This window comes from Candidatus Cloacimonadota bacterium (assembly GCA_016932035.1).
In the GTDB taxonomy this organism is placed as follows: domain Bacteria; phylum Cloacimonadota; class Cloacimonadia; order JGIOTU-2; family JGIOTU-2; genus Celaenobacter.
Window position 1 is genome coordinate 1 of record JAFGDR010000011.1, and the last position, 18,377, is coordinate 18,377.

Below are 18,377 nucleotides of genomic sequence, written 5' to 3' on the forward strand. Positions count from 1 at the left end.
CAGTCATAATTAAAGGAAATCTGGAGGAAGTTCAAGGACTCATAGAAGATAATGAAGACTTGTTATATGAGAAAAATCAGAATGACTGTAATTTGCTACACTTTTCTTCCTATTTGGGCTATAAGGATATTACAGAATATTTCATCCAAAAAGGAGTTGACCTTGATGCAAAAACCGATGAAGGGGAAACACCTCTTCATTATGCAGCTCGTAATGAAAAATTGGAGATTGTTAGCCTGTTGCTGCAAAATGGAGCCCAAGTCGATATCAAATGTATCCGTGGCAGGACTCCGTTACATGTCGTCTCAAGAGAAAACGGCAATGTAGCGATTGGGAAATTACTCATTAAAAACGGTGCTGATATAAATTCGAGAGACAATAATGAAAGGACTCCCCTTGCATTTTCTGCTTTCAGGGGTTATAAAGAATTCGTCAAATTCCTGTTGGAAAATGGAGTCGAGGTGCCAATGAAGGGAGAAGAAGCTGATGACCTGTTACACAAAGCAGCTATTGGTGGTCATAAAGAACTATTTGATTATATGATTGATAATGGGATCAACATAAATTCTAAAAGCTATTACGGGGGAACAATCCTGCATAGTGCTGCGTCCGGTGGACTGGTTGAAAGTATGAATAAATTATTAAAGAGCGGGATGAATATCAACGAAGAATGCAGATATGGATTGAAACCGATACATTATGCAACAATCGAAGGGAATAAGAATGTGATTGAATTGTTATTGAAAAACGGGGATGATATTAATTCAAAAACTAAAATTGGAAAGACTCCATTGGATTATGCAAAAGAATTAGAATATGATGAAATTGTTGATTTCTTAGTTACACGAGGTGCGGATGATAATATAAGATCTCTAACAGATTTCGAAGGCAAATATTTTAATCAACAAGCTCCAGGAGATACTGCTGAAATATTTGCACCCGGTATCGTATCATCTGAGTTTGGTGTTCATTCAAGCCCTGCTTTTATGCCCAATGGAACTGAAGTGTATTGGACGCCAATGGATTCCAGGAATGGAGGTATATATTTTACTAAAATAGAGAATGGTAAATGGATAATACCCAAAATAGCTGCTTTTTCATCAGGATACTTTTGCTCAAATCCGGTTTTATCTCCGGATGGGAGTAAGCTTTTTTTTCATTCAGAAAGACCTATCGAACAAAATGGTAAACCTGGCTTTGGTATCTGGTATGTTGAACGGAACGATAAAACGTGGTCAAATCCTAGCCAAATTACTTCTTACGTAAGCGATTTCGCTCCAGGATGGCAGGTCTCTTTGGATAGCAAAAGCAATATTTATTTCTCCATAAGAGGATTAAGCGATATATATGTATCGAGATATCTGAATGGGGATTATTCTGAGTCAGAGAAGCTGGAAGGCCCAATAAACACAGAACACATTGATGGCGATCCATTTATCGAAAAGAACGCTGAATATCTTGTTTTTTCTTCAAATCGTCCAGACGGCTTTGGGGGATTCGACCTTTATGTGGCATTTAAAAATGATGATGTTATATGGGAAGAAGTAAAAAATATCGGTGCGGGAGTTAACTCAGAAAGTAATGAAATGTGGCCGATTATTTCACCTGACGGTAAGTATTTGTTTTTTGCAAGTAACAGAAATGGAACAGTTGATTCTTACTGGATCGATACTCAGATCATAAAGGACTTAAGAGAAAAAGCAGTTTTTAAACAGATTTTTTATGAAGATTTTTATAATGAAGTCCTCGAACTTGAAAAGCAAGAATGTTACGATACAGCCCTTATTCTCGTTGAAGAAAACTGGCAAAACTATCCTGAACAGGAATTCGAACTCATGAAAGAGCTGGAATATCTGTATCGAAAAACTGAGCAGTATGAAAGATCTCTCAGTCTCTTTGAGTTAGGTCATGAGAAAGGATATTTCTTCCTGCTACATCCAAATCTTCCGAAGTGTGAACCGTATGTGGAATATTCTCGTTTTAATGATATCGTGGATCAAGACACCAACCTCAGAGGAACAGCAATTGATTCTGCTGAGACGATCTTCGAGATCGTACTTCCGGAAAATTATGATAAGACGAAAATCTACCCCCTCTTTTTCATCCTGCATGGAGGAGGAAGCTCGCTAAAAAAATCAAAAGAACACTGGATCATTCCTAGTGAAATAAAAACTAAATTCATAATTGCTTATGTTCAATCTTATATTTATTATGATTCGAATACATTTGGCTGGAGATCCTATGATGAACGAGCTCGAGAGGATATATCTCGAATTTATGATGAGATCACATCTGAATTTCCTCTTGATACAAGTGTCGTATATATTGGGGGTATGTCAGCTGGCGGAACTGCTGCTATGGATTTTGCGATCAATCAGATCATTCCGATCAAAGGAGTATTTGGAGTATGCCCAGGCATACCACAAGAGTTTGATGAAGAAAGAGTTGAAAAAGCAAAATTATCTGGTCTTAAGGTCATGATGGTAGCAGGCGAAAACGACCATTACCGACCACGACAGGAAGAAATGGAAAATGTTTTTGTAGATCAAAACGTCCCATCCAAATATATCCTCATTCCAGAAATGGGGCACGATATACCCGAAGATCTGAGTGATAGGTGGATTAAAGCAGTAAAGTTTTTTCAAGAATGATTTAGGATTTCAGATTTAAGATTTATGATTTGGGCTGAACATGTTCAGCCCCTACTTGGACATTGGCCATTGAATATGGTATATTGGATATTCTACAGCTCTTTCTCCATGTACACCGCATTTTTAAATGGATTGTACCGATATGCCTTGATCTCCCTAAATCCTAACTCTTCATAAATTTTGATTGGTGTTGTCATGGAACGAAGTGTATCTAACCTCATTATGCGATATCCTATCTCCTTTGCTCTTTCAATGATTTTATCCGCTAGCTGTTTCCCCATTCCCTTCCCCCTATATCCTTTTCTCACATACATTCTTTTTAATTCACAAATTCCAGGTTCGAGCTTTCTCAAAGCGATGCATCCTGCTATATCTTCTATTACTTTACAGAGAAATATACATCCCTCAGGTGGTGTATATTCTCCAGGCAGATTTTCCAGCTCCTTATCAAAATTCTGAAAATCTAAAGGAAAACCAAGTGATTGCTCATATTCAGCAAACAGCTCCCTGACAAATGTAATAACCTTTTCAGAATAGTCTTCATAGATATCGAATTTCATGCATTAACTCTCAATTCGAAGTATGTTGTGTAAAGAAAATTGAAGTGAAAATTATCCGGACAGATTACTTGACGTGGATAACCGGGTATAATTATTTCCTCCACGATTCAAGAACTTAATAAAATACAGGAGAAGACATGGATGCAAACGGAAAAAAGATGGATCGAAGCGGATGGGCTGTTGGTGGAGGTACGATGATCGGTATCGGCGTTGGATTTTTTCTTCTGCCATTATCAGTGTTTTATCTCATCGGATCGATCCTCGGTGGTATCGGGCTCGGATTGATAATTGGTGCAATTATTGGAAAATAATGACAATTAACAATTACAAATTTTTGAATATAGAATGGATATTATAATTTTCTACTCCCAAATACTGAACCAATCCTAACCACAAAAAGGGGTAACTCAATGATAAGAAAAAGATACATACTGATTATCTTATTTTACTTAATTATTATGAACCTGCTCCAAGCAAATGATAGCCAGCAATCACCACGAACATTTCCTGTCGATGAACTTCAGCAGGATTTCCAAAGATTCCGAGAAATCCTTGAACAGGAGCACTGCTGCACGTATGAATATACCTCAAAGGCAGAAATGGATAGTCTTTTTGATACACACTATGACTTGATCGATCATGATAAGACCATTTATGAATTCTTCCAACTTCTTGCACCTATTACTGCAAAGATTGGTTGTATGCATACTTCTACCTGGTTGCCTGTTCGATACTTCAGGACAAAACCCAGGAATATGTTTCCGCTCACCGTGAAACTCATCGACGAAAAACTTGTAGTATTAGGAAGCTACAACGATTCCCTTGAAGTACCAATTGGGAGTATTCTCCTTCATATAAACGGTACACCTGTAGATTCGATCATTGCCGATCTCCAATTGATAACCCCTGCTGATGCGATGAATCCATATTTCATCGATTCTCAACTCTCCCACCGTTTCTCTCAATTCTATACCAGCATGTACGGTCTACCCGATGGATACGAAGTAACTTACATCAAACCTGGCACAAGTGATCCTACCACTAAAAACCTTACCCCCACCGATGATCCATCAGTTAGGGAAATCGTATTTCGTCATTTCAGTAATCCACCTCTTGAATTTGAAATCCTTGAAGATGAGAACACTGCAATATTAACAGTCTATACTTTTGCATATTATACTCGTGTCGAATACTTCCAAAGTTTTATGGACTCATGCTTCAGCAAGATTAAAGAAAAGAAAATTGAAAATCTGATACTAGATCTCAGGGGTAACAGCGGTGGTGATCCTTTCTGTTCAACCATCCTACTGTCCTATCTGGAAAGCGAACCAGTCCCCTATTTTGCGGAACGCTACGGAAAATATTCCGACTTTGCAGACCCGATCCCTCTTGCAGAAAACCACTTTACAGGGAATCTCTACACGTTGATCGACGGGATTTGCGGTTCTACGAACGGGCATTTCTGCGCGCTCCTGGACTATAATAACATTGGCACATTTATCGGTACTCCGAGTGGTGCAACCTATAAATGTAATGCAGGAAAAAACACGGAACTCCTACTGCCCAATACCCAGATGATCATCACGATCGGGAGAACAACATACAGAGCAGCAGTCGAGAATATGGATAAAGCAGCACCCATCAAACCGGATATTCTTGTTCATGAAACAGCTGATGACATTGCAGTCGGTAGAGATGTGTTCATGGAAGCTGCACTCAAAGAAATCCAGAAAAATAAATAAATGTATCTCTAGCCTGAACATGTTCAGCCCCTCCTTGGATATTGGAAGTTGTAAATTTGTTATTGGATATTTTGTTTTTCTTGACAGCTAAACAAAATATAAATATACAACAAGTCGAAATGAAAGAAAAAAAAATGGAAAATCAAAAATTAATCACAACGACCAAGAAAGGAGCATGCCTATGTCGGAAAAGCCGGAAGAAATGACCGTGGGCTGTGCCCGACCAACTGGCGGTCCGGTTGGTGAGGAAGTTAAAGAAACAAAAAAAGAACAAGTCGAAGAAAAGACGGAGGCAAAAAAAATGATCATGGTCGGAAGAAAAGCACCCGATTTCACTGCGCCTGCCTATTACAAGGGAAAATTCGTCAGTATCAAACTGTCGGACTATCTCGGAAAATGGGTTGTGCTGTGCTGTTATCCGGGTGACTTCACATTCGTGTGAGCTACTGAAGTCTCTGCGGTCGCAGAGAAATATCCCGTATTCCAGGAACTTGGAGTCGAAGTTTTATCAATGAGTGTGGATAGTGTGTTCGTCCACAAAATGTGGGATGAAAATGAGCTGTCTAAGATGGTAAAAGGCGGAATCCCCTTCCCTATGCTGACCGATGCGGGTGGTAAGGTCGGAACAGTGTATGGCATCTATGATGAGAACGCAGGTGTGGAAACGCGCGGTCGATTCCTCATCGATCCTGACGGTATTGTTCAGGGTTACGAAGTGCTGACCCCGCCTGTGGGTAGAAATGTCAGCGAAACTATCAGGCAGATACAGGCATTCCAGCTTGTGCGTGCAAGCAAAGGAACCCAGGCAACGCCATCCGGATGGAAACCCGGAAAAATGGTTCTCAAGCCAGGTCCTGACCTTGTAGGAAAGATCTGGGAAGTGTGGAAAACAGAAAACGCATTTGATTAATTCATAATAGAATGTCAGGCATTGGGTCATGAATGTGGTTCAGTGCCTGTTTTTTTTGAAAGAAATTGAACGCTGATCACCACAGATTGAGCTGATTGCCGCTAATAAAAATATTAAGTTGAATAACGATTTGTGATTTAATTTTTTCCTCTCGTTCCTAAGTTGCACTTGGGAACGAAGAATATCCAGTCGGTTACAAAGTCAACTTGGTAACCAGAAATTAATTTTAAGACAAGACTCAGCATAAAATGATGACTCTGTTGAAATGAGTTGATTTAATATTACTATTGAAAATAATGATTATCGTATACAGACTCAAAATTTGCTGTATCCACGAACTTTTTCGTTATTACAAATGTTTTAGTCAAATAGATTTTTTAAAAATAAATTTTGCAAAGCGACGACGCCGAAAACGCCCCCCAATATCCTGCGAGGAAATGCCGGGACTATCAGCATCTACTGTAACGCTGTGTTATTCTCCATCTAAAATGAATAGCCAAATTTTGAAATATCTATTTTGTATATATTTCTTACTATTTCTTCAGACTCGGAGTCGTAATAGAACCGATAATGGATCCTTTTCGATTTCATTATATGCGGAATTTTAACAATTTTATCAAAACGTATTTTTTTTAATATCCTAAGAACATCATTTTCAAAGCACTCAAATCTACCAATAAAATCAACTAACACCTTCCCGTCTTTATTTTCCAAAAAGGTATACTGAGGTTTCCATTGCACGTGAGATTTTTTCTGTATCAAGTACAGATATTTTTTAAAATCATCATTTTTATCCATTCCAATAAACGATCTAAGATCCATTCTCTGCTTCATATATAAAAATTGGGATACTGCTTTGTCCCAAGGATTTCTTACAAATGCAAACTTAAAGTATTTTTTAAATACAGTATTGCCAACTTCTACCTGGATTTGAGTTGCTAATAGATGCTGGAGTCCACCTGTCTGATATTTATTTTTATATTTTGAAATAAATCCCATCCACAAATTATTTACATTCCTATCTTCTTCATTCGGCCAAATTATATATTCAATACTTGTCCCACCACATCTTGGTATATGGATAAATATACATTGGTGTTTGTGAGAGATCATATTTTCTTGTGTATGGACTTTATGTAAAACATAAAAGGTGACAAAAACATGCGCATCACAGCTTTTGAAGTCTGAGTTTTTGCAATTGTTTACAACTTATCTTTAAGTGTGATCAGACTATTAGATATTTTACTGTTATATAATTCTATGTCATTGATATATACTTTATTTACTATTTCTATCATTTCTTTGCTAAACATTGATTCAGGAGATGGAAGATAACCAGATAATTTCTTATTTAGTAGCTCGATTGGATTCACTTTAAACAAACTATCTCCCTCTAATACTTTATATCCACTAGTATGATGGTCGACTAATGGTCGGGCATCAACGATGTCTAAATCAATTTTGTTTTTGAGTTTTACGCGAATCTTTTGGAACTCCTCAAAAGCGAAGTAATCATCATAGTCTTCAAATACAAGAAAATCCTCCTGTGGTTTCCAGTGAATATTGCCGTTTCGTATTGTTGGATTCTCCAAACTTTTTATGAAAAATTCGAAAGTCACATCGTCAAGATTGATTGCTCTATTGTGAAGAGCAATATATTTCCAAGCCACAACATCTCTGTTTATAAACTTGTCTAGAAATACACTAACTAGTCTAGAAAAAGGATCTCTAAGTATCGTAAAAGCATACTTGCACTGTACAAGGTCACGCATGTCAGCACTAAATGCGCCATTATTATTGTGAATCCAGTTAAAATCTTTCTTGTCTTTAATTGCACCATTAGCCATTGCTATACTCAATCGCATAGTTGAACAAGCATTCTTGGGAATATAACTGTATATAGCATTGTGTCTATATATGTTTAAAGCATGGTTTTGTGCAAAACGATGCTTTGGATTATTATTAATCGAATTAAATGACGATGTAGTGTATTTTAAATAATGCATATGGTTTTCTCAGAAATAATTACTAACAGCATTTTTTTTAAATCAGTTCTCTTATATCTTCGAAAGATATCAATGCTTCAGATTTTTCATTTTTCCAAAAATCATGTATGCAAAGCAATAAAGCAACTTGTTTTCTGTCAACTCAATTAATATCATATAAATTTTTTTGTCGCCTTGTAGTGAATAAAAAAATCGTTTCATTGACAATTACCTCAGCAAAATCTTATGTGCGGATATTCACAAAGGCTAAGCCGCGATAGGCAAAGTCTTTAAATAACACAATATTGAGGAAAAGATGAAAAAGAATGTTTTGCTTTTTTTACTATTTATTTTTGTTTGCACGACTCCTGCCGCCGCCCAGATCGAAGACGGCAAGTATGTTATCGGCAAACAGCTTACCATTCATTCTGAAATACTCGATCAGGACAGGCAACTCATTGTCCATCTACCGGTCGGATATGACGTAACCTCCGCAGAATATCCTGTACTCTATCTTCTGGATGGAGGGTATCACTTTCATCATACCACAGGGATAACTCAATTCCTCTCAGGTTTGGGAAAAATACCTCAAACCATCGTGGTTGCAATCCAGAATATTGACCGTAATAAAGACTTTCTACCCACGCACATTGAAAACCCTCCTACATCTGGTGGTGGAGAAGCATTTCTGGAATTTATCCAAACTGAACTGCTCCCGTATATTGAGGCAAATTATCGAACAGCACCCTATCGCATATTGGTAGGTCACTCGTTCGGCGGGACCTTTGCAATGTATGCATTCCTGGAAAAACCCGCACTCTTTAATGCCTTTCCCGTATCTTCACTGGGATAATGACTTCCTGTTAACGAAAGCGGAAACTGCATTGCTGAACAAGTATGATAACAATACATTTTTCTATATGACCCTTGGTGATGAGCCGCCGTACATTCCCACGATCGATAAATTTGTCGCACTCATAGATTCCACATCACCAGAGAATCTTGATTTCAGCTTCACGCATATGATAGAAGAGAATCACGGTACTGCTCCACATCGCTCGATCTACAATGGCTTGGAAACATTGTTTGACGGCTGGGGGCTGTCTCAAGAAACATATGTGCAGGGACTTGCAGCAATAGATCAGCATTATCAGCAGCTTTCCGAAACATATGGATATACGATCATGGCACCGGAAGCCACACTCAATATGTTGGGATATGGATATTTAGCTGAAAACGACTTTGAAAAAGCTATCGCTGTTTTCCAGGAAAATGTAAAACGATATCCGAAATCCGCAAATGTGTATGACAGCCTGGGTGAAGCATACGAGAAAAACGAACAGCTCGAGATGGCAAAAGCAAATTATTTAGAAGCCTGTGCATTGGCATCAGAAGATGATCCTAATTATACTATTTTCCAAGACAACCTGGAAAGAGTAAAAGAACTGCTTAAATAGGATATAGAAACTAGGGTTTAGGGGTAAGAGAAAAAACACGCTGTTTGACGCTGATAAATAAAATAAATTGTTGAATATAGATTAACAACTCATGAATTCTGATTCCTGTCTACTGACTCCTGATTTCTGACTTCTGAATTCTGATTTCCGATTTATCTGTTCAGTACCTACTTCATCATTGGATATTCCTTGTTGGATATTGAATGTTGTTATTTTTCTTGACAAACAATCCGCCAACTTGTTTTAGTTGCATATTAGTTTGCAACGCAAACTTGTTTTAATAATTTCACGGAGGTCATAATGACACAAAACTTTGATGTAAACGAAGCTCGAAGAAAAGCAGTACGTTCCCTGCATCAGGATGGTGTGGTGGATATCATGTGGGGTTTTATCTGCCTGGTTGTCGGACTATACCTGTATTTTAATGTTATGCGCGATGTAAATCTTATCATGCTGGTTATACTGCCATCAGTGCTTGTCGGTCCCATTGGAACGAATCTGCGCAAGCGGTTCACCTATCCCCGCATCGGGTATGTGGACATCCGCACAAGCCAGCGTATGGCAATGTTTCTTCTTGCAGGAGCGACTTTGTTTGGAGCAGGTGTGTTCTTTCTGTTTGCACGGAATATTATCACCATTCCTTCCGGATTCTTCAGAGCATTGCCGGTTATCATCCTTGCAGGAATTGGTCTATTTTTCTTCTATTTCGCCAATCGTTATCAATTTAAAAGGTATTATTTTTATGGGCTTGCAGTAATTGCAGGAATCGCACTGGTATTTTTACTCAAGCAGCCCATGCTGGTCAATTTCATCTATTCCCTGTTCCTCATCGCAGCAATCATGATACCTGTTGGTATTTATACGCTCGCAAAATTCATCGCAACCAATCCGATACTCACTGAACAGTCCGAAGAATTCAAAGACAGTGAAGCACAGCGCAAAAGCTTTTCTTTTGTGTACCAGGATGGCTGGGACGAGATTTACCTTGGACTGAATTTCCTCGTGTGGGTTATCGCATATCTTATATTTAAGCAGTTCGGGACAGTTTCTTTGTATGTACTGCTCATCGTTCCACCGGTCATTTTTGCGCTTCTCACCTTTTCCGCGCGTAAAAGATCAACGTTCACTAAAATGGAAGATACTGAGATCAATAGTCTAGTTAAGGGCAGGAGTTTTTTGCGGAATTTCATGGTCATGTTTTTGGTCAACCTTGCAGGTCTTGCTGTGTTTTCTGTTCGTGGAATTGCAGAATCGGCAGCCAAAGAATTCGGTCTCATACCTGCGGTCATGTTCATCTGTCTCGGGCTGTACTATCTTATTATTGCCACGATGTACAAGACAAAGCGTTTCTTTTTCGCCAGTGCCATTGCGTTCATCTGCAACCTGCTATATATGTTCGACCTTGTACCGACTTCGACCTTTATTATCGGTTCTGCTGTTCTGGCGCTGACATTGTTACTCACTGGGTGGTCCGGCAAAGATGAATACGCAAAGAAGCTGAAGTAGGAAAGGAGTTTACATGGCAGATACAACATCAGATAATTCCTTTCATGCGCTTTCAGACATCGACAAGCTGGTCCACGAACCTGCCCGGCTCATGATTCTCTCCTATCTCTCGGTGATCAATAGTGCGGACTTCACTTTTTTGATGAAGCAGACAGAACTGACGCGTGGCAATCTTTCGAGCCACATCAGCAAGCTGGAAGAAGCCGGTTACGTGAAGGTCAGCAAGGAATTTGTGGACAAGATCCCACGCACCCTTATTCGTATAACCACCAAAGGAAAAAATGCCCTTAAAAAATATCGCGACAAAATGCAAAATGTGATCGATTCAATTTCCTGATATGGAGGATACCATGAAAACAAAAGAACTGCAGATCGGTGACCGTGCTCCCGATTTTACGCTAAAAAATCAGAGCGAAGAGGACGTATCTCTTAGTGAGTATGCCGGATCATGGTTGGTGCTTTATTTCTATCCTAAAGATAATACATCCGGCTGTACGCTGGAAGCAAAGGAGTTCACCTGCCTGGTGGATGACTTCAGCGACCTTAATGCAATGGTGATCGGCGTGAGTAAGGACTCAATAAAGAGTCATAATAATTTCATCGAGAAACACGATCTCGGTTTCGAATTGTTGAGTGATCCCGAACATGAGGTCATGGAAAAATACGGTGTTTGGCAGATCAAGAAGCTGTATGGACGAATGTTCATGGGAGTAGTTCGCAGTACGTTTTTGATAAGCCCTGAGGGTGAGATCGCACACGTATGGTATAAAGTCAAAGCCAAAGGACACGCGGAAAAAGTGCTCGAGACACTCAAGGAGCTACAGACAGAATAGTTCATGTCATCACACCTAATCCCGCTCTATAAGAATTGGCATAAAGCATACTTTGTAAAGCGTCCGAATCGGTTTGTTGTGGAGTTGATCCTCGACGGAAAGCCGATCCGTGCGTGGGTACCTAATACAGGAAGGATGGCTGAATTCTGTTTTGAGGGACATCCTTTTTATGTGACAAAAGTGCCAATGCCGAAGTTCCAGTACAAGATTATCGGTACTGAATATCAGGCAGAATTGGTTTTTCTCGATACGATCCGGGTGAATCATGTGGTGCAGTTGCTTATTGAGAATCATGCGATTCCCGAATTATCTGATTTTGTTGCATTGCGAAGAGAAGCAACATACGGTAATTCTCGTTTTGATTTTGAAATGACGCATGGTGATGGAAACCAGAGTCTGATTGAAGTCAAATCTTGCACACTGTGTCACAACGGTATGGCAATGTTTCCTGATGCACCGACAGATCGGGGAAGAAAACATCTTGCCCATCTGGAACAACTTGCTGCGGAAAAATGTAATGTGTACAATCTCTTTTTGATCACCACAATGCAGGCGCAGGTATTCCTTACAAATTATCATGTGGATCTGGCGTATGCACAGAAAATGCTGGCAGCAAAGAATATCGCATTTCTTGCGTACAAGATTGGATTTGATGATCCGATCACACTCAATATTTCAAAGACCAAACCTGTCGAGATCGATTTGAAATCAACAAAGAGGAATGCTGTTGACAAAGGATCGTATGTACTTGTATTGCAGAACGATACAGATTTTTCTAAACAGATTGGATTGCTTGGTGAAGTGTTTTTTAAAAAGGGATATTATGTGTATGTCGGTTCTGCGATGAATATATTGGACGCAAGGATCAGTCGGCACTATCGTTCAAGGAAAAAGGTGCACTGGCATCTGGACTATGTGACACCAAAACCGATGAAAATAATCAAGTCATATCCCATTCGTTCGTCGGTTCCGTTGGAGCAGGAAATTGTAAAGTGTATCAGTAATATCGCAGATGGATTCATCAAAAGCTTTGGTGCGAGTGATTCAAAGGAACGATCGCATCTTTTGTATTTCAAGGATAATCCAATACATAACCAAAATTTTTATAATGTTATTATGAATTTCAGACATATCAGTAAATTATAATTTTCATGCAATCTTGGTCTTTTATTTGGTTCTTTATTTCGAATGAATGTAAAACGTTATAAAGAAAAACTTAACAAACATTCGCTATATTTTTGAAATGTAAAAAAAAAATTAAGGTTTCATAAATTATGCAATATCGAAAACTATGCGGTCATACAGTTTCAGTACTGGGATTCGGAGCTATGCGTCTGCCCGTCATCGATGGAGATTCCAAAAAAATCGATACCGAGGAAGCAGAAAAAATGCTGAATTATGCTCTCGAGCATGGAGTAAACTACATCGACACTGCTTATCCCTATCATGGTGGTGAAAGCGAGAAATTCATCGGGAAATACCTACAAAAGCGTGGAAACCGAAAGGATATTTTTCTCGCCACAAAACTTCCTGCGTGGTTTGTTAACGAACAAAGTGATATGGATAAGGTTTTCAATGAACAGATTGAAAGACTTCAAACTGATTACTTCGATTTTTACTTATTACATGCTTTGAATGGAAAATCATGGGAAAAGCTAAAAGAAATGGGAACGCTGGAATGGTGCGAAAAGAAAAAGCACGAAGGTCGTATTAAGCATATTGGTTTTTCTTTTCATGATCACTTTCATGTATTCAAACAAATCATACAGGATTATGATAAATGGGAATTTTGCCAGATTATGTACAATTACATGGATACGAAATACCAGGCAGGTCGCAAAGGTCTCAAACTTGCACGAAAAAAGAAGATTGATGTGATCGTCATGGAACCAATCCGGGGTGGATTGCTTGCAAAAGAACCTCCGCTTGAAATACAGAAACTCTGGCAAAAATTCACCAACGAGATGACCTATGCAGACGGTGCACTACAATGGGTCTGGCATCATAAAGAAATTCCTCTTGTATTAAGTGGTATGACGACCTTGAAGCAGGTCCAAGAAAACGTTCAAAGTGCGGATAAAGCACAATTTGATTTCTTTTCAGATGAAGAAATGCATTTATTCCAGAAGATCAGGAGAACATATCACAAGAGATCCCCTATACGTTGTACATCATGTAAATATTGCGAACCGTGTCCGCAGGGAGTCGCTATCTCATCATGCCTTGGTGCATATATGCAGAGTAAGATCTATGATGATATGGAGCGTTCGGTTATGATGTATAATAACTTCATTAAAGAGGAGAATCGTGCAGATAAATGCATAGAATGTGGTGAATGTGAGAAAAAATGTCCTCAGAAAGTTCCAATCATCAAATCATTGAAAGAAGCCCATAAGCTGTTGAGTAGATAGATATGAAAATGGGTTCCCGATGAGACTCGGTTCGCAACACACCCCGTTTCACGACAAATCGGGATCCACCACTCTTATTAGAGGGGAATATAACTATTTCTCGACTAATCGACCTTTTACATACTTATGAAGCACACTTGCGATCAAAGTTTGATAAGGTATTCCTTCTGCGAGAGATTTCGCTTTTAACTCATTAACTACTTTTTCTGAAAGACGGATATTAATACGCTTATTTTTCAGGAATGTATTTCTTGCAGCTTCCGTGAGTGCTTTTTTCTTATTCTGTATATCATCGACTGGGAGCCATTCACCCTTTTCAAAGGAATCTAAGACTTCTCTTTCATATTTATCCATATCTAACCTTCTTATGTATCTAAATATAGTTTCGTTGCCTTGCGGCTTGGTATTATCGTTTTAAGAAATATTTCTTCTTCTTTCTCCACATAAGGAACAAGATAGGCATAGCGGTTACACTCGATAATCATGACCTTCTGATCAGGATATTTTTCCCTATTAGGATGTTCAACTATATCCAAGATTTTATCATTCTCAATTTGGACAACTATTTCTTCGAATGAGATTTTCCTTTCCGCTTTCAATTGCTCATTCTTTTTTTCATTCCACGAGAAATATTTCATGACAAAAATGTATTACGCGTGTGCCTTTTGTCAACCTTTTCGTTAATTGTGTTCTCAAGAGTAACTTTCGACTAATTGAAACAGTTTTAAAGCTTCTAATATTTCATCATTTAGAAAATATTTTTCCCGCATAATAAGAAAATACGTTAAGAAATTTTTGAATGAAGCGTGAAGAATGAAAATCTGTTTGAGTGCCGACTGATCGGTGCGAGTTATTTTCTTTTAGCTGAATGAATAAACTTTCAGTATTTTCTTGATCAGCTGGTGACTCTTTTGGTTCGTTTTCTCATCATGGAGAAAATGAACAAATAAATATTCTTGACTCCAAATTCCCTATATATTGCAAGTAATGACACACTCCGTCCACTAATTTGCGGACACCCCTCTTTTGAAATGGGGTTTATTCATTTCTTAATTATTTTATTCTTATTTTTCTCTGTGTGCTCTGCGTGCCGCGTCGTCGTGAAACAGAGACAGGTGGTTTGATCTGCATCACTAAATTTACTATCAATAAACAACCCAGCACAAGAATACTTGTTTTGAACCCAAGAACCGGAAACAGCAATACTCCGACGATCAATCCTCCCGCCATGGAACCAAGACTGTCTAAAAAGTAGAATGAACTTCCACTTCGAATGCTCTCTTTCTGATACTTTACATCCAGTAGCCTGGACAGAATACTCCCTTCCAGAAATGCAAATAATAGATTGAAAAATAAATATATCACTCCGGGTATCAATGCATCAAAAAGGAGCCAGATCAATCCGGCTAAAACGATATTTATGATATACAGCCACAAAATATTCATTCGAATTTTCTTACGAAATATAAATCCTGCAGTCAGCCCGATCATGAAAATTGAGGTGAACAAAAATATCATGAAATAGACATTTCCAAACTGCATCTGGAAGAGATTGAGGAGTACAAGCTGCATGACAAAATTCACTAAGCTGATCAAAAAGACCTGCATATCTATCCTGGTTTGAGATTGAATATTCAGCTTAGAAGCGCTGAAAGAAAGCAGAAGAATAATCAGCAAACTTACCACAAAGAGTAATCCACTATGTGCTTTCATCCATGAGAGAACAGAACTTATATTCATATCAAGAATACTCGTCCAAACCGATACTGCAGAGAGATACGCAACAGGATCGGAGATTGTGTTCAACTCCCCTTTCCCTTCAACCGATCTGAAAAACTGCTGTAAACGCAATGGATTGCATCGCTCAAATATGACTGCGGCATTGAACCATTCAGACTGATGCTCCTGCGCACGGAACTGGAGTTCCAGAACATTATTTGTGAGTACATCTGCATCGCTTCCTATGAAGATATTTTTAATAGATGGGATCACGAGTGTATAAGGAAATATTCGGGAAAAAGTCTCCCACACCGATGCATTGAGCTGTTCAAGTTCAGGAGTCATAAAATTTGCTCCACTATTTAGTGTGATCGCTAGCAGGGATGATTTATGTAAGAAATGCTCCTGCGCAAGCCGGAAGAACTCCAATGTATAATACCGGTTCAGCAGCAGTGAAGTCGGGTCAGGCACATCCACAAAAATCACATCATATTTTTCTAAAGCGGTCCGCAAATAATGGACAGGATCATCCTGGATATACTGTACATCCGGATGGTGAGGTGCAAAGGCGATCATGTTATTATCCAGTTCAAGATAGTCGATATATTCTAAGGATTCGTACTTTGTGATTTCAGAAATGAATCCGTTGAGCATACCTCCTACAAGGAGTACTTTTTGTGCATCAGGATTCTGCATCATCACGAAATTCACCATCTGTGCTGCATACTCTTGGTTATCAGTATGTGCAAAAAGTTCCCCGTTCCAGTAATAATTCATCTGCTGGTTTTCAGTTGTGACATCCAATCTTCCATATTTTGAATCCCGTGAAAACTGTAGTTCCTGGGGATAATATTTTCCAGTATAAAAATTCATAAAAAACGGTTCTGCAAAGAACGCAGCGACCACAAAAATCCCCATAGGAACAAAGAGATACCTCTTATTCGATATCATGAACAGTATGATGAAGTTGATCATTCCAACGAGAAGGAGCAAACGGATATGAGGTAGGAAGAGAATTCCGATTGCAAAGATAATCCCACCGAATATAATCCCAACACTTTCATAAATATACCCTTCATGCACTGGTTCTTTCAAATCTTGAATATATAAACAAAGTAAAGGAAACAATGCTCCGAGGACCAGGCATGCAGGAGTCAGAATTATAAGAGCAATAAGAAAAATATTCCCAATGCTGAACATCTCGCCCGAAATGATCGTGAACGCATTCCCGAAAAACCGAATGCCGAAGAATTGTAGGATCAGGAAAGCCGAAAGAAGTAAAAATCCCGCTGATATCCATCTCTCAATATTTTTTTTGTTGAGAAGATACTTACCGAGTAAACTACCAACTGCGATCATCAGCAGCCACAAGGAAAGATAGATTGAAAACACGATCTCGTTTCCCTGCACTTCGATGAGCAACTCTCTTAACAAAACTGTCTGCCCGATGAGTGACGAAATGCCAAGTCCTATGAAAAGCAGCAATTTCTTATGCATGTGTAATATTATTCAAACTCACCAAAGATGTCATATCCGCAATATTCACATTTACCGTCCTTAATATGCATGTCCAGCAAACTGAAACCGTACCGATCGATGATCTTCTTTCCGCAGTTCGGACAGTATGTATCTTCGGATGCACTGATAATATTTCCTAAGTAGATATATTTCAATCCAACTTCTTTTGCTATTTCATACGCCATCTCAAGAGTTTTGACCGGGGTCGGTGGTCGGTTCGTCAGTTTGAATTGCGGTGAAAATCTTGAGAAATGAAGCGGGTATTCTGTACCTATCGTATCTTTCAACCACACGCACATTTCTCGTATCATGTCAGGATCGTCATTGGCATCAGGAATAACCAAGTTTGTAATTTCAAAATACAGATCTTCTTCTTTGCATATCTCAATCGTTTTAAGAACCGGCTCGAGTGTGCCTGTCGTATAAGTTGAATAAAAATCTTCGGAATATCCCTTCAGGTCTATATTGGCAGCATCGAGGTATGGGATGAGCTGCCGGAGCGGTTCTTCATTAATATAACCGCAGGTCACCCACACGGTTTTGATGCCGTTTTCATGTGCACACTTTGCAATATCTATCATATACTCATAAAAAACTGTCGGTTCTGTATACGTAAAGGCAATGCTTTCGCAGTTATATTCTTTAGCCAGTTCGACAATCTCTTCAGAAGTTGCATTATACGATTGCACTTCACCGGGATTTGATTGAGAGATCGTCCAGTTCTGGCAAAAATTGCACCTGAGATTGCACCCCACTGTTGCAAGAGAAAGGATATTCGAACCCGGGTAAAAATGATAGAGAGGTTTCTTCTCGATAGGATCGATATTTACGGAAACAGGTTTGTTATATACCAGTGAGTAAAGTTTACCATCTATGTTTTTTCGGACGCGACAAAGACCGGTTAAACCTTCTGGAAGGTAGCATCTATTCGGACACAGTGTGCACTGAACAGAGCCGTCATCATTCTTTGCATAGAATTGCGCTTCTCTTAAAAGCTCTAAACCACGCGATGATCCGAGCAGGAATATTGAAAGCAAAACCAAGCCGGTAATGAGTGCACATTTCTTCATAAATTGATTCGACCA

Annotated in this window: 19 protein-coding genes; 12 read left to right on the forward strand and 7 right to left on the reverse strand. The window is 38.9% G+C overall.

Annotated features, from left to right (window positions below):
- Nucleotides 1-2,651: ankyrin repeat domain-containing protein (locus JW794_01635; protein ID MBN2016827.1), on the forward strand; the 2,651-nt coding region annotated here is incomplete at its 5' end.
- Between the two features lie 92 nt (nucleotides 2,652-2,743).
- Here the strand turns inward: JW794_01635 and JW794_01640 are convergent.
- On the reverse strand, nucleotides 2,744-3,211 hold the full coding sequence (locus tag JW794_01640; GenBank protein ID MBN2016828.1) for a GNAT family N-acetyltransferase: 468 nt from the start codon (nucleotides 3,209-3,211) through the stop codon (nucleotides 2,744-2,746).
- Nucleotides 3,212-3,348: 137 nt separating this feature from the next.
- Here JW794_01640 and JW794_01645 point away from each other — a divergent pair, with 137 nt between their 5' ends.
- The 4 genes from JW794_01645 (at nucleotide 3,349) to JW794_01660 (ending at nucleotide 5,863) form a co-directional block, all read left to right on the forward strand.
- Nucleotides 3,349-3,522, forward strand: coding sequence for a hypothetical protein (locus tag JW794_01645; GenBank protein ID MBN2016829.1), 174 nt, complete (start codon nucleotides 3,349-3,351; stop codon nucleotides 3,520-3,522).
- A 99-nt stretch (nucleotides 3,523-3,621) separates the two neighbouring features.
- On the forward strand, nucleotides 3,622-4,953 hold the full coding sequence (locus JW794_01650; GenBank protein ID MBN2016830.1) for a hypothetical protein: 1,332 nt from the start codon (nucleotides 3,622-3,624) through the stop codon (nucleotides 4,951-4,953).
- A gap of 181 nt (nucleotides 4,954-5,134) precedes the next feature.
- Nucleotides 5,135-5,395, forward strand: coding sequence for a redoxin domain-containing protein (locus tag JW794_01655; protein MBN2016831.1), 261 nt, complete (start codon nucleotides 5,135-5,137; stop codon nucleotides 5,393-5,395).
- A gap of 69 nt (nucleotides 5,396-5,464) precedes the next feature.
- Nucleotides 5,465-5,863, forward strand: a complete 399-nt coding sequence (locus tag JW794_01660; GenBank protein MBN2016832.1) for a redoxin domain-containing protein — start codon at nucleotides 5,465-5,467, stop codon at nucleotides 5,861-5,863.
- A gap of 483 nt (nucleotides 5,864-6,346) precedes the next feature.
- Here the strand turns inward: JW794_01660 and JW794_01665 are convergent, their stop codons facing one another.
- Together JW794_01665 and JW794_01670 are read right to left on the reverse strand one after the other, a co-directional pair.
- Nucleotides 6,347-6,976: a sulfotransferase family 2 domain-containing protein gene (locus JW794_01665; protein ID MBN2016833.1), complete on the reverse strand. Its 630-nt coding sequence runs from the start codon at nucleotides 6,974-6,976 to the stop codon at nucleotides 6,347-6,349.
- Nucleotides 6,977-7,065: 89 nt separating this feature from the next.
- Nucleotides 7,066-7,869, reverse strand: a complete 804-nt coding sequence (locus JW794_01670; GenBank protein MBN2016834.1) for a sulfotransferase family 2 domain-containing protein — start codon at nucleotides 7,867-7,869, stop codon at nucleotides 7,066-7,068.
- A gap of 295 nt (nucleotides 7,870-8,164) precedes the next feature.
- Between JW794_01670 and JW794_01675 the strand changes: the two genes are divergently transcribed.
- The 7 genes from JW794_01675 (at nucleotide 8,165) to JW794_01705 (ending at nucleotide 14,055) form a co-directional block, all read left to right on the forward strand.
- Nucleotides 8,165-8,701 (forward strand): hypothetical protein, encoded by a 537-nt coding sequence (locus tag JW794_01675; GenBank protein ID MBN2016835.1) that lies wholly within the window; start codon nucleotides 8,165-8,167, stop codon nucleotides 8,699-8,701.
- Entirely contained in the window at nucleotides 8,673-9,305 is a 633-nt protein-coding gene (locus tag JW794_01680; GenBank protein MBN2016836.1) for a hypothetical protein, read from the forward strand. Before JW794_01675 ends, JW794_01680 begins: the two co-directional genes overlap by 29 nt.
- A 300-nt stretch (nucleotides 9,306-9,605) precedes the next feature.
- Entirely contained in the window at nucleotides 9,606-10,811 is a 1,206-nt protein-coding gene (locus JW794_01685; protein MBN2016837.1) for a hypothetical protein, read from the forward strand.
- 13 nt (nucleotides 10,812-10,824) lie between these two features.
- A complete protein-coding gene (locus JW794_01690; protein ID MBN2016838.1) occupies nucleotides 10,825-11,148 on the forward strand; it encodes a transcriptional regulator in 324 nt (107 codons plus the stop codon).
- Between the two features lie 13 nt (nucleotides 11,149-11,161).
- Nucleotides 11,162-11,644: a thioredoxin-dependent thiol peroxidase gene (gene bcp, locus JW794_01695; protein ID MBN2016839.1), complete on the forward strand. Its 483-nt coding sequence runs from the start codon at nucleotides 11,162-11,164 to the stop codon at nucleotides 11,642-11,644.
- A gap of 3 nt (nucleotides 11,645-11,647) precedes the next feature.
- Nucleotides 11,648-12,790: a DNA/RNA nuclease SfsA gene (sfsA, locus tag JW794_01700; protein ID MBN2016840.1), complete on the forward strand. Its 1,143-nt coding sequence runs from the start codon at nucleotides 11,648-11,650 to the stop codon at nucleotides 12,788-12,790.
- Between the two features lie 128 nt (nucleotides 12,791-12,918).
- The gene (locus tag JW794_01705; GenBank protein MBN2016841.1) at nucleotides 12,919-14,055 is read left to right on the forward strand and encodes an aldo/keto reductase; all 1,137 of its coding nucleotides are present in this window, start codon (nucleotides 12,919-12,921) and stop codon (nucleotides 14,053-14,055) included.
- Nucleotides 14,056-14,148: 93 nt separating this feature from the next.
- Here the strand turns inward: JW794_01705 and JW794_01710 are convergent, their stop codons facing one another.
- From JW794_01710 to amrS, 4 genes are all read right to left on the reverse strand, one after another.
- Nucleotides 14,149-14,409 carry an antitoxin gene (locus JW794_01710; protein ID MBN2016842.1) on the reverse strand — a complete coding sequence of 87 codons (261 nt, stop codon included), beginning with the start codon at nucleotides 14,407-14,409 and terminating at the stop codon, nucleotides 14,149-14,151.
- 11 nt (nucleotides 14,410-14,420) lie between these two features.
- The gene (locus JW794_01715) at nucleotides 14,421-14,693 is read right to left on the reverse strand and encodes a BrnT family toxin (protein MBN2016843.1); all 273 of its coding nucleotides are present in this window, start codon (nucleotides 14,691-14,693) and stop codon (nucleotides 14,421-14,423) included.
- A 415-nt stretch (nucleotides 14,694-15,108) separates the two neighbouring features.
- A complete protein-coding gene (locus tag JW794_01720; GenBank protein MBN2016844.1) occupies nucleotides 15,109-17,271 on the reverse strand; it encodes a hypothetical protein in 2,163 nt (720 codons plus the stop codon).
- Between the two features lie 8 nt (nucleotides 17,272-17,279).
- Nucleotides 17,280-18,362: an AmmeMemoRadiSam system radical SAM enzyme gene (amrS, locus tag JW794_01725; protein ID MBN2016845.1), complete on the reverse strand. Its 1,083-nt coding sequence runs from the start codon at nucleotides 18,360-18,362 to the stop codon at nucleotides 17,280-17,282.
- Nucleotides 18,363-18,377 lie beyond the last annotated feature (15 nt).

What these genes read in the sequence shown, in the direction of transcription:
- JW794_01640 (MBN2016828.1), bottom strand. Translation starts at nt 3,211, where the DNA reads ATGAAATTCGATATCTATGAAGACTATTCTGAAAAGGTTATTACATTT.
- JW794_01645 (MBN2016829.1), top strand. Translation starts at nt 3,349, where the DNA reads ATGGATGCAAACGGAAAAAAGATGGATCGAAGCGGATGGGCTGTTGGT.
- JW794_01650 (MBN2016830.1), top strand. Translation starts at nt 3,622, where the DNA reads ATGATAAGAAAAAGATACATACTGATTATCTTATTTTACTTAATTATT.
- JW794_01655 (MBN2016831.1), top strand. Translation starts at nt 5,135, where the DNA reads ATGTCGGAAAAGCCGGAAGAAATGACCGTGGGCTGTGCCCGACCAACT.
- JW794_01660 (MBN2016832.1), top strand. Translation starts at nt 5,465, where the DNA reads ATGAGTGTGGATAGTGTGTTCGTCCACAAAATGTGGGATGAAAATGAG.
- JW794_01665 (MBN2016833.1), bottom strand. Translation starts at nt 6,976, where the DNA reads ATGATCTCTCACAAACACCAATGTATATTTATCCATATACCAAGATGT.
- JW794_01670 (MBN2016834.1), bottom strand. Translation starts at nt 7,869, where the DNA reads ATGCATTATTTAAAATACACTACATCGTCATTTAATTCGATTAATAAT.
- JW794_01675 (MBN2016835.1), top strand. Translation starts at nt 8,165, where the DNA reads ATGAAAAAGAATGTTTTGCTTTTTTTACTATTTATTTTTGTTTGCACG.
- JW794_01680 (MBN2016836.1), top strand. Translation starts at nt 8,673, where the DNA reads ATGCCTTTCCCGTATCTTCACTGGGATAATGACTTCCTGTTAACGAAA.
- JW794_01685 (MBN2016837.1), top strand. Translation starts at nt 9,606, where the DNA reads ATGACACAAAACTTTGATGTAAACGAAGCTCGAAGAAAAGCAGTACGT.
- JW794_01690 (MBN2016838.1), top strand. Translation starts at nt 10,825, where the DNA reads ATGGCAGATACAACATCAGATAATTCCTTTCATGCGCTTTCAGACATC.
- bcp (MBN2016839.1), top strand. Translation starts at nt 11,162, where the DNA reads ATGAAAACAAAAGAACTGCAGATCGGTGACCGTGCTCCCGATTTTACG.
- sfsA (MBN2016840.1), top strand. Translation starts at nt 11,648, where the DNA reads ATGTCATCACACCTAATCCCGCTCTATAAGAATTGGCATAAAGCATAC.
- JW794_01705 (MBN2016841.1), top strand. Translation starts at nt 12,919, where the DNA reads ATGCAATATCGAAAACTATGCGGTCATACAGTTTCAGTACTGGGATTC.
- JW794_01710 (MBN2016842.1), bottom strand. Translation starts at nt 14,409, where the DNA reads ATGGATAAATATGAAAGAGAAGTCTTAGATTCCTTTGAAAAGGGTGAA.
- JW794_01715 (MBN2016843.1), bottom strand. Translation starts at nt 14,693, where the DNA reads ATGAAATATTTCTCGTGGAATGAAAAAAAGAATGAGCAATTGAAAGCG.
- JW794_01720 (MBN2016844.1), bottom strand. Translation starts at nt 17,271, where the DNA reads ATGCATAAGAAATTGCTGCTTTTCATAGGACTTGGCATTTCGTCACTC.
- amrS (MBN2016845.1), bottom strand. Translation starts at nt 18,362, where the DNA reads ATGAAGAAATGTGCACTCATTACCGGCTTGGTTTTGCTTTCAATATTC.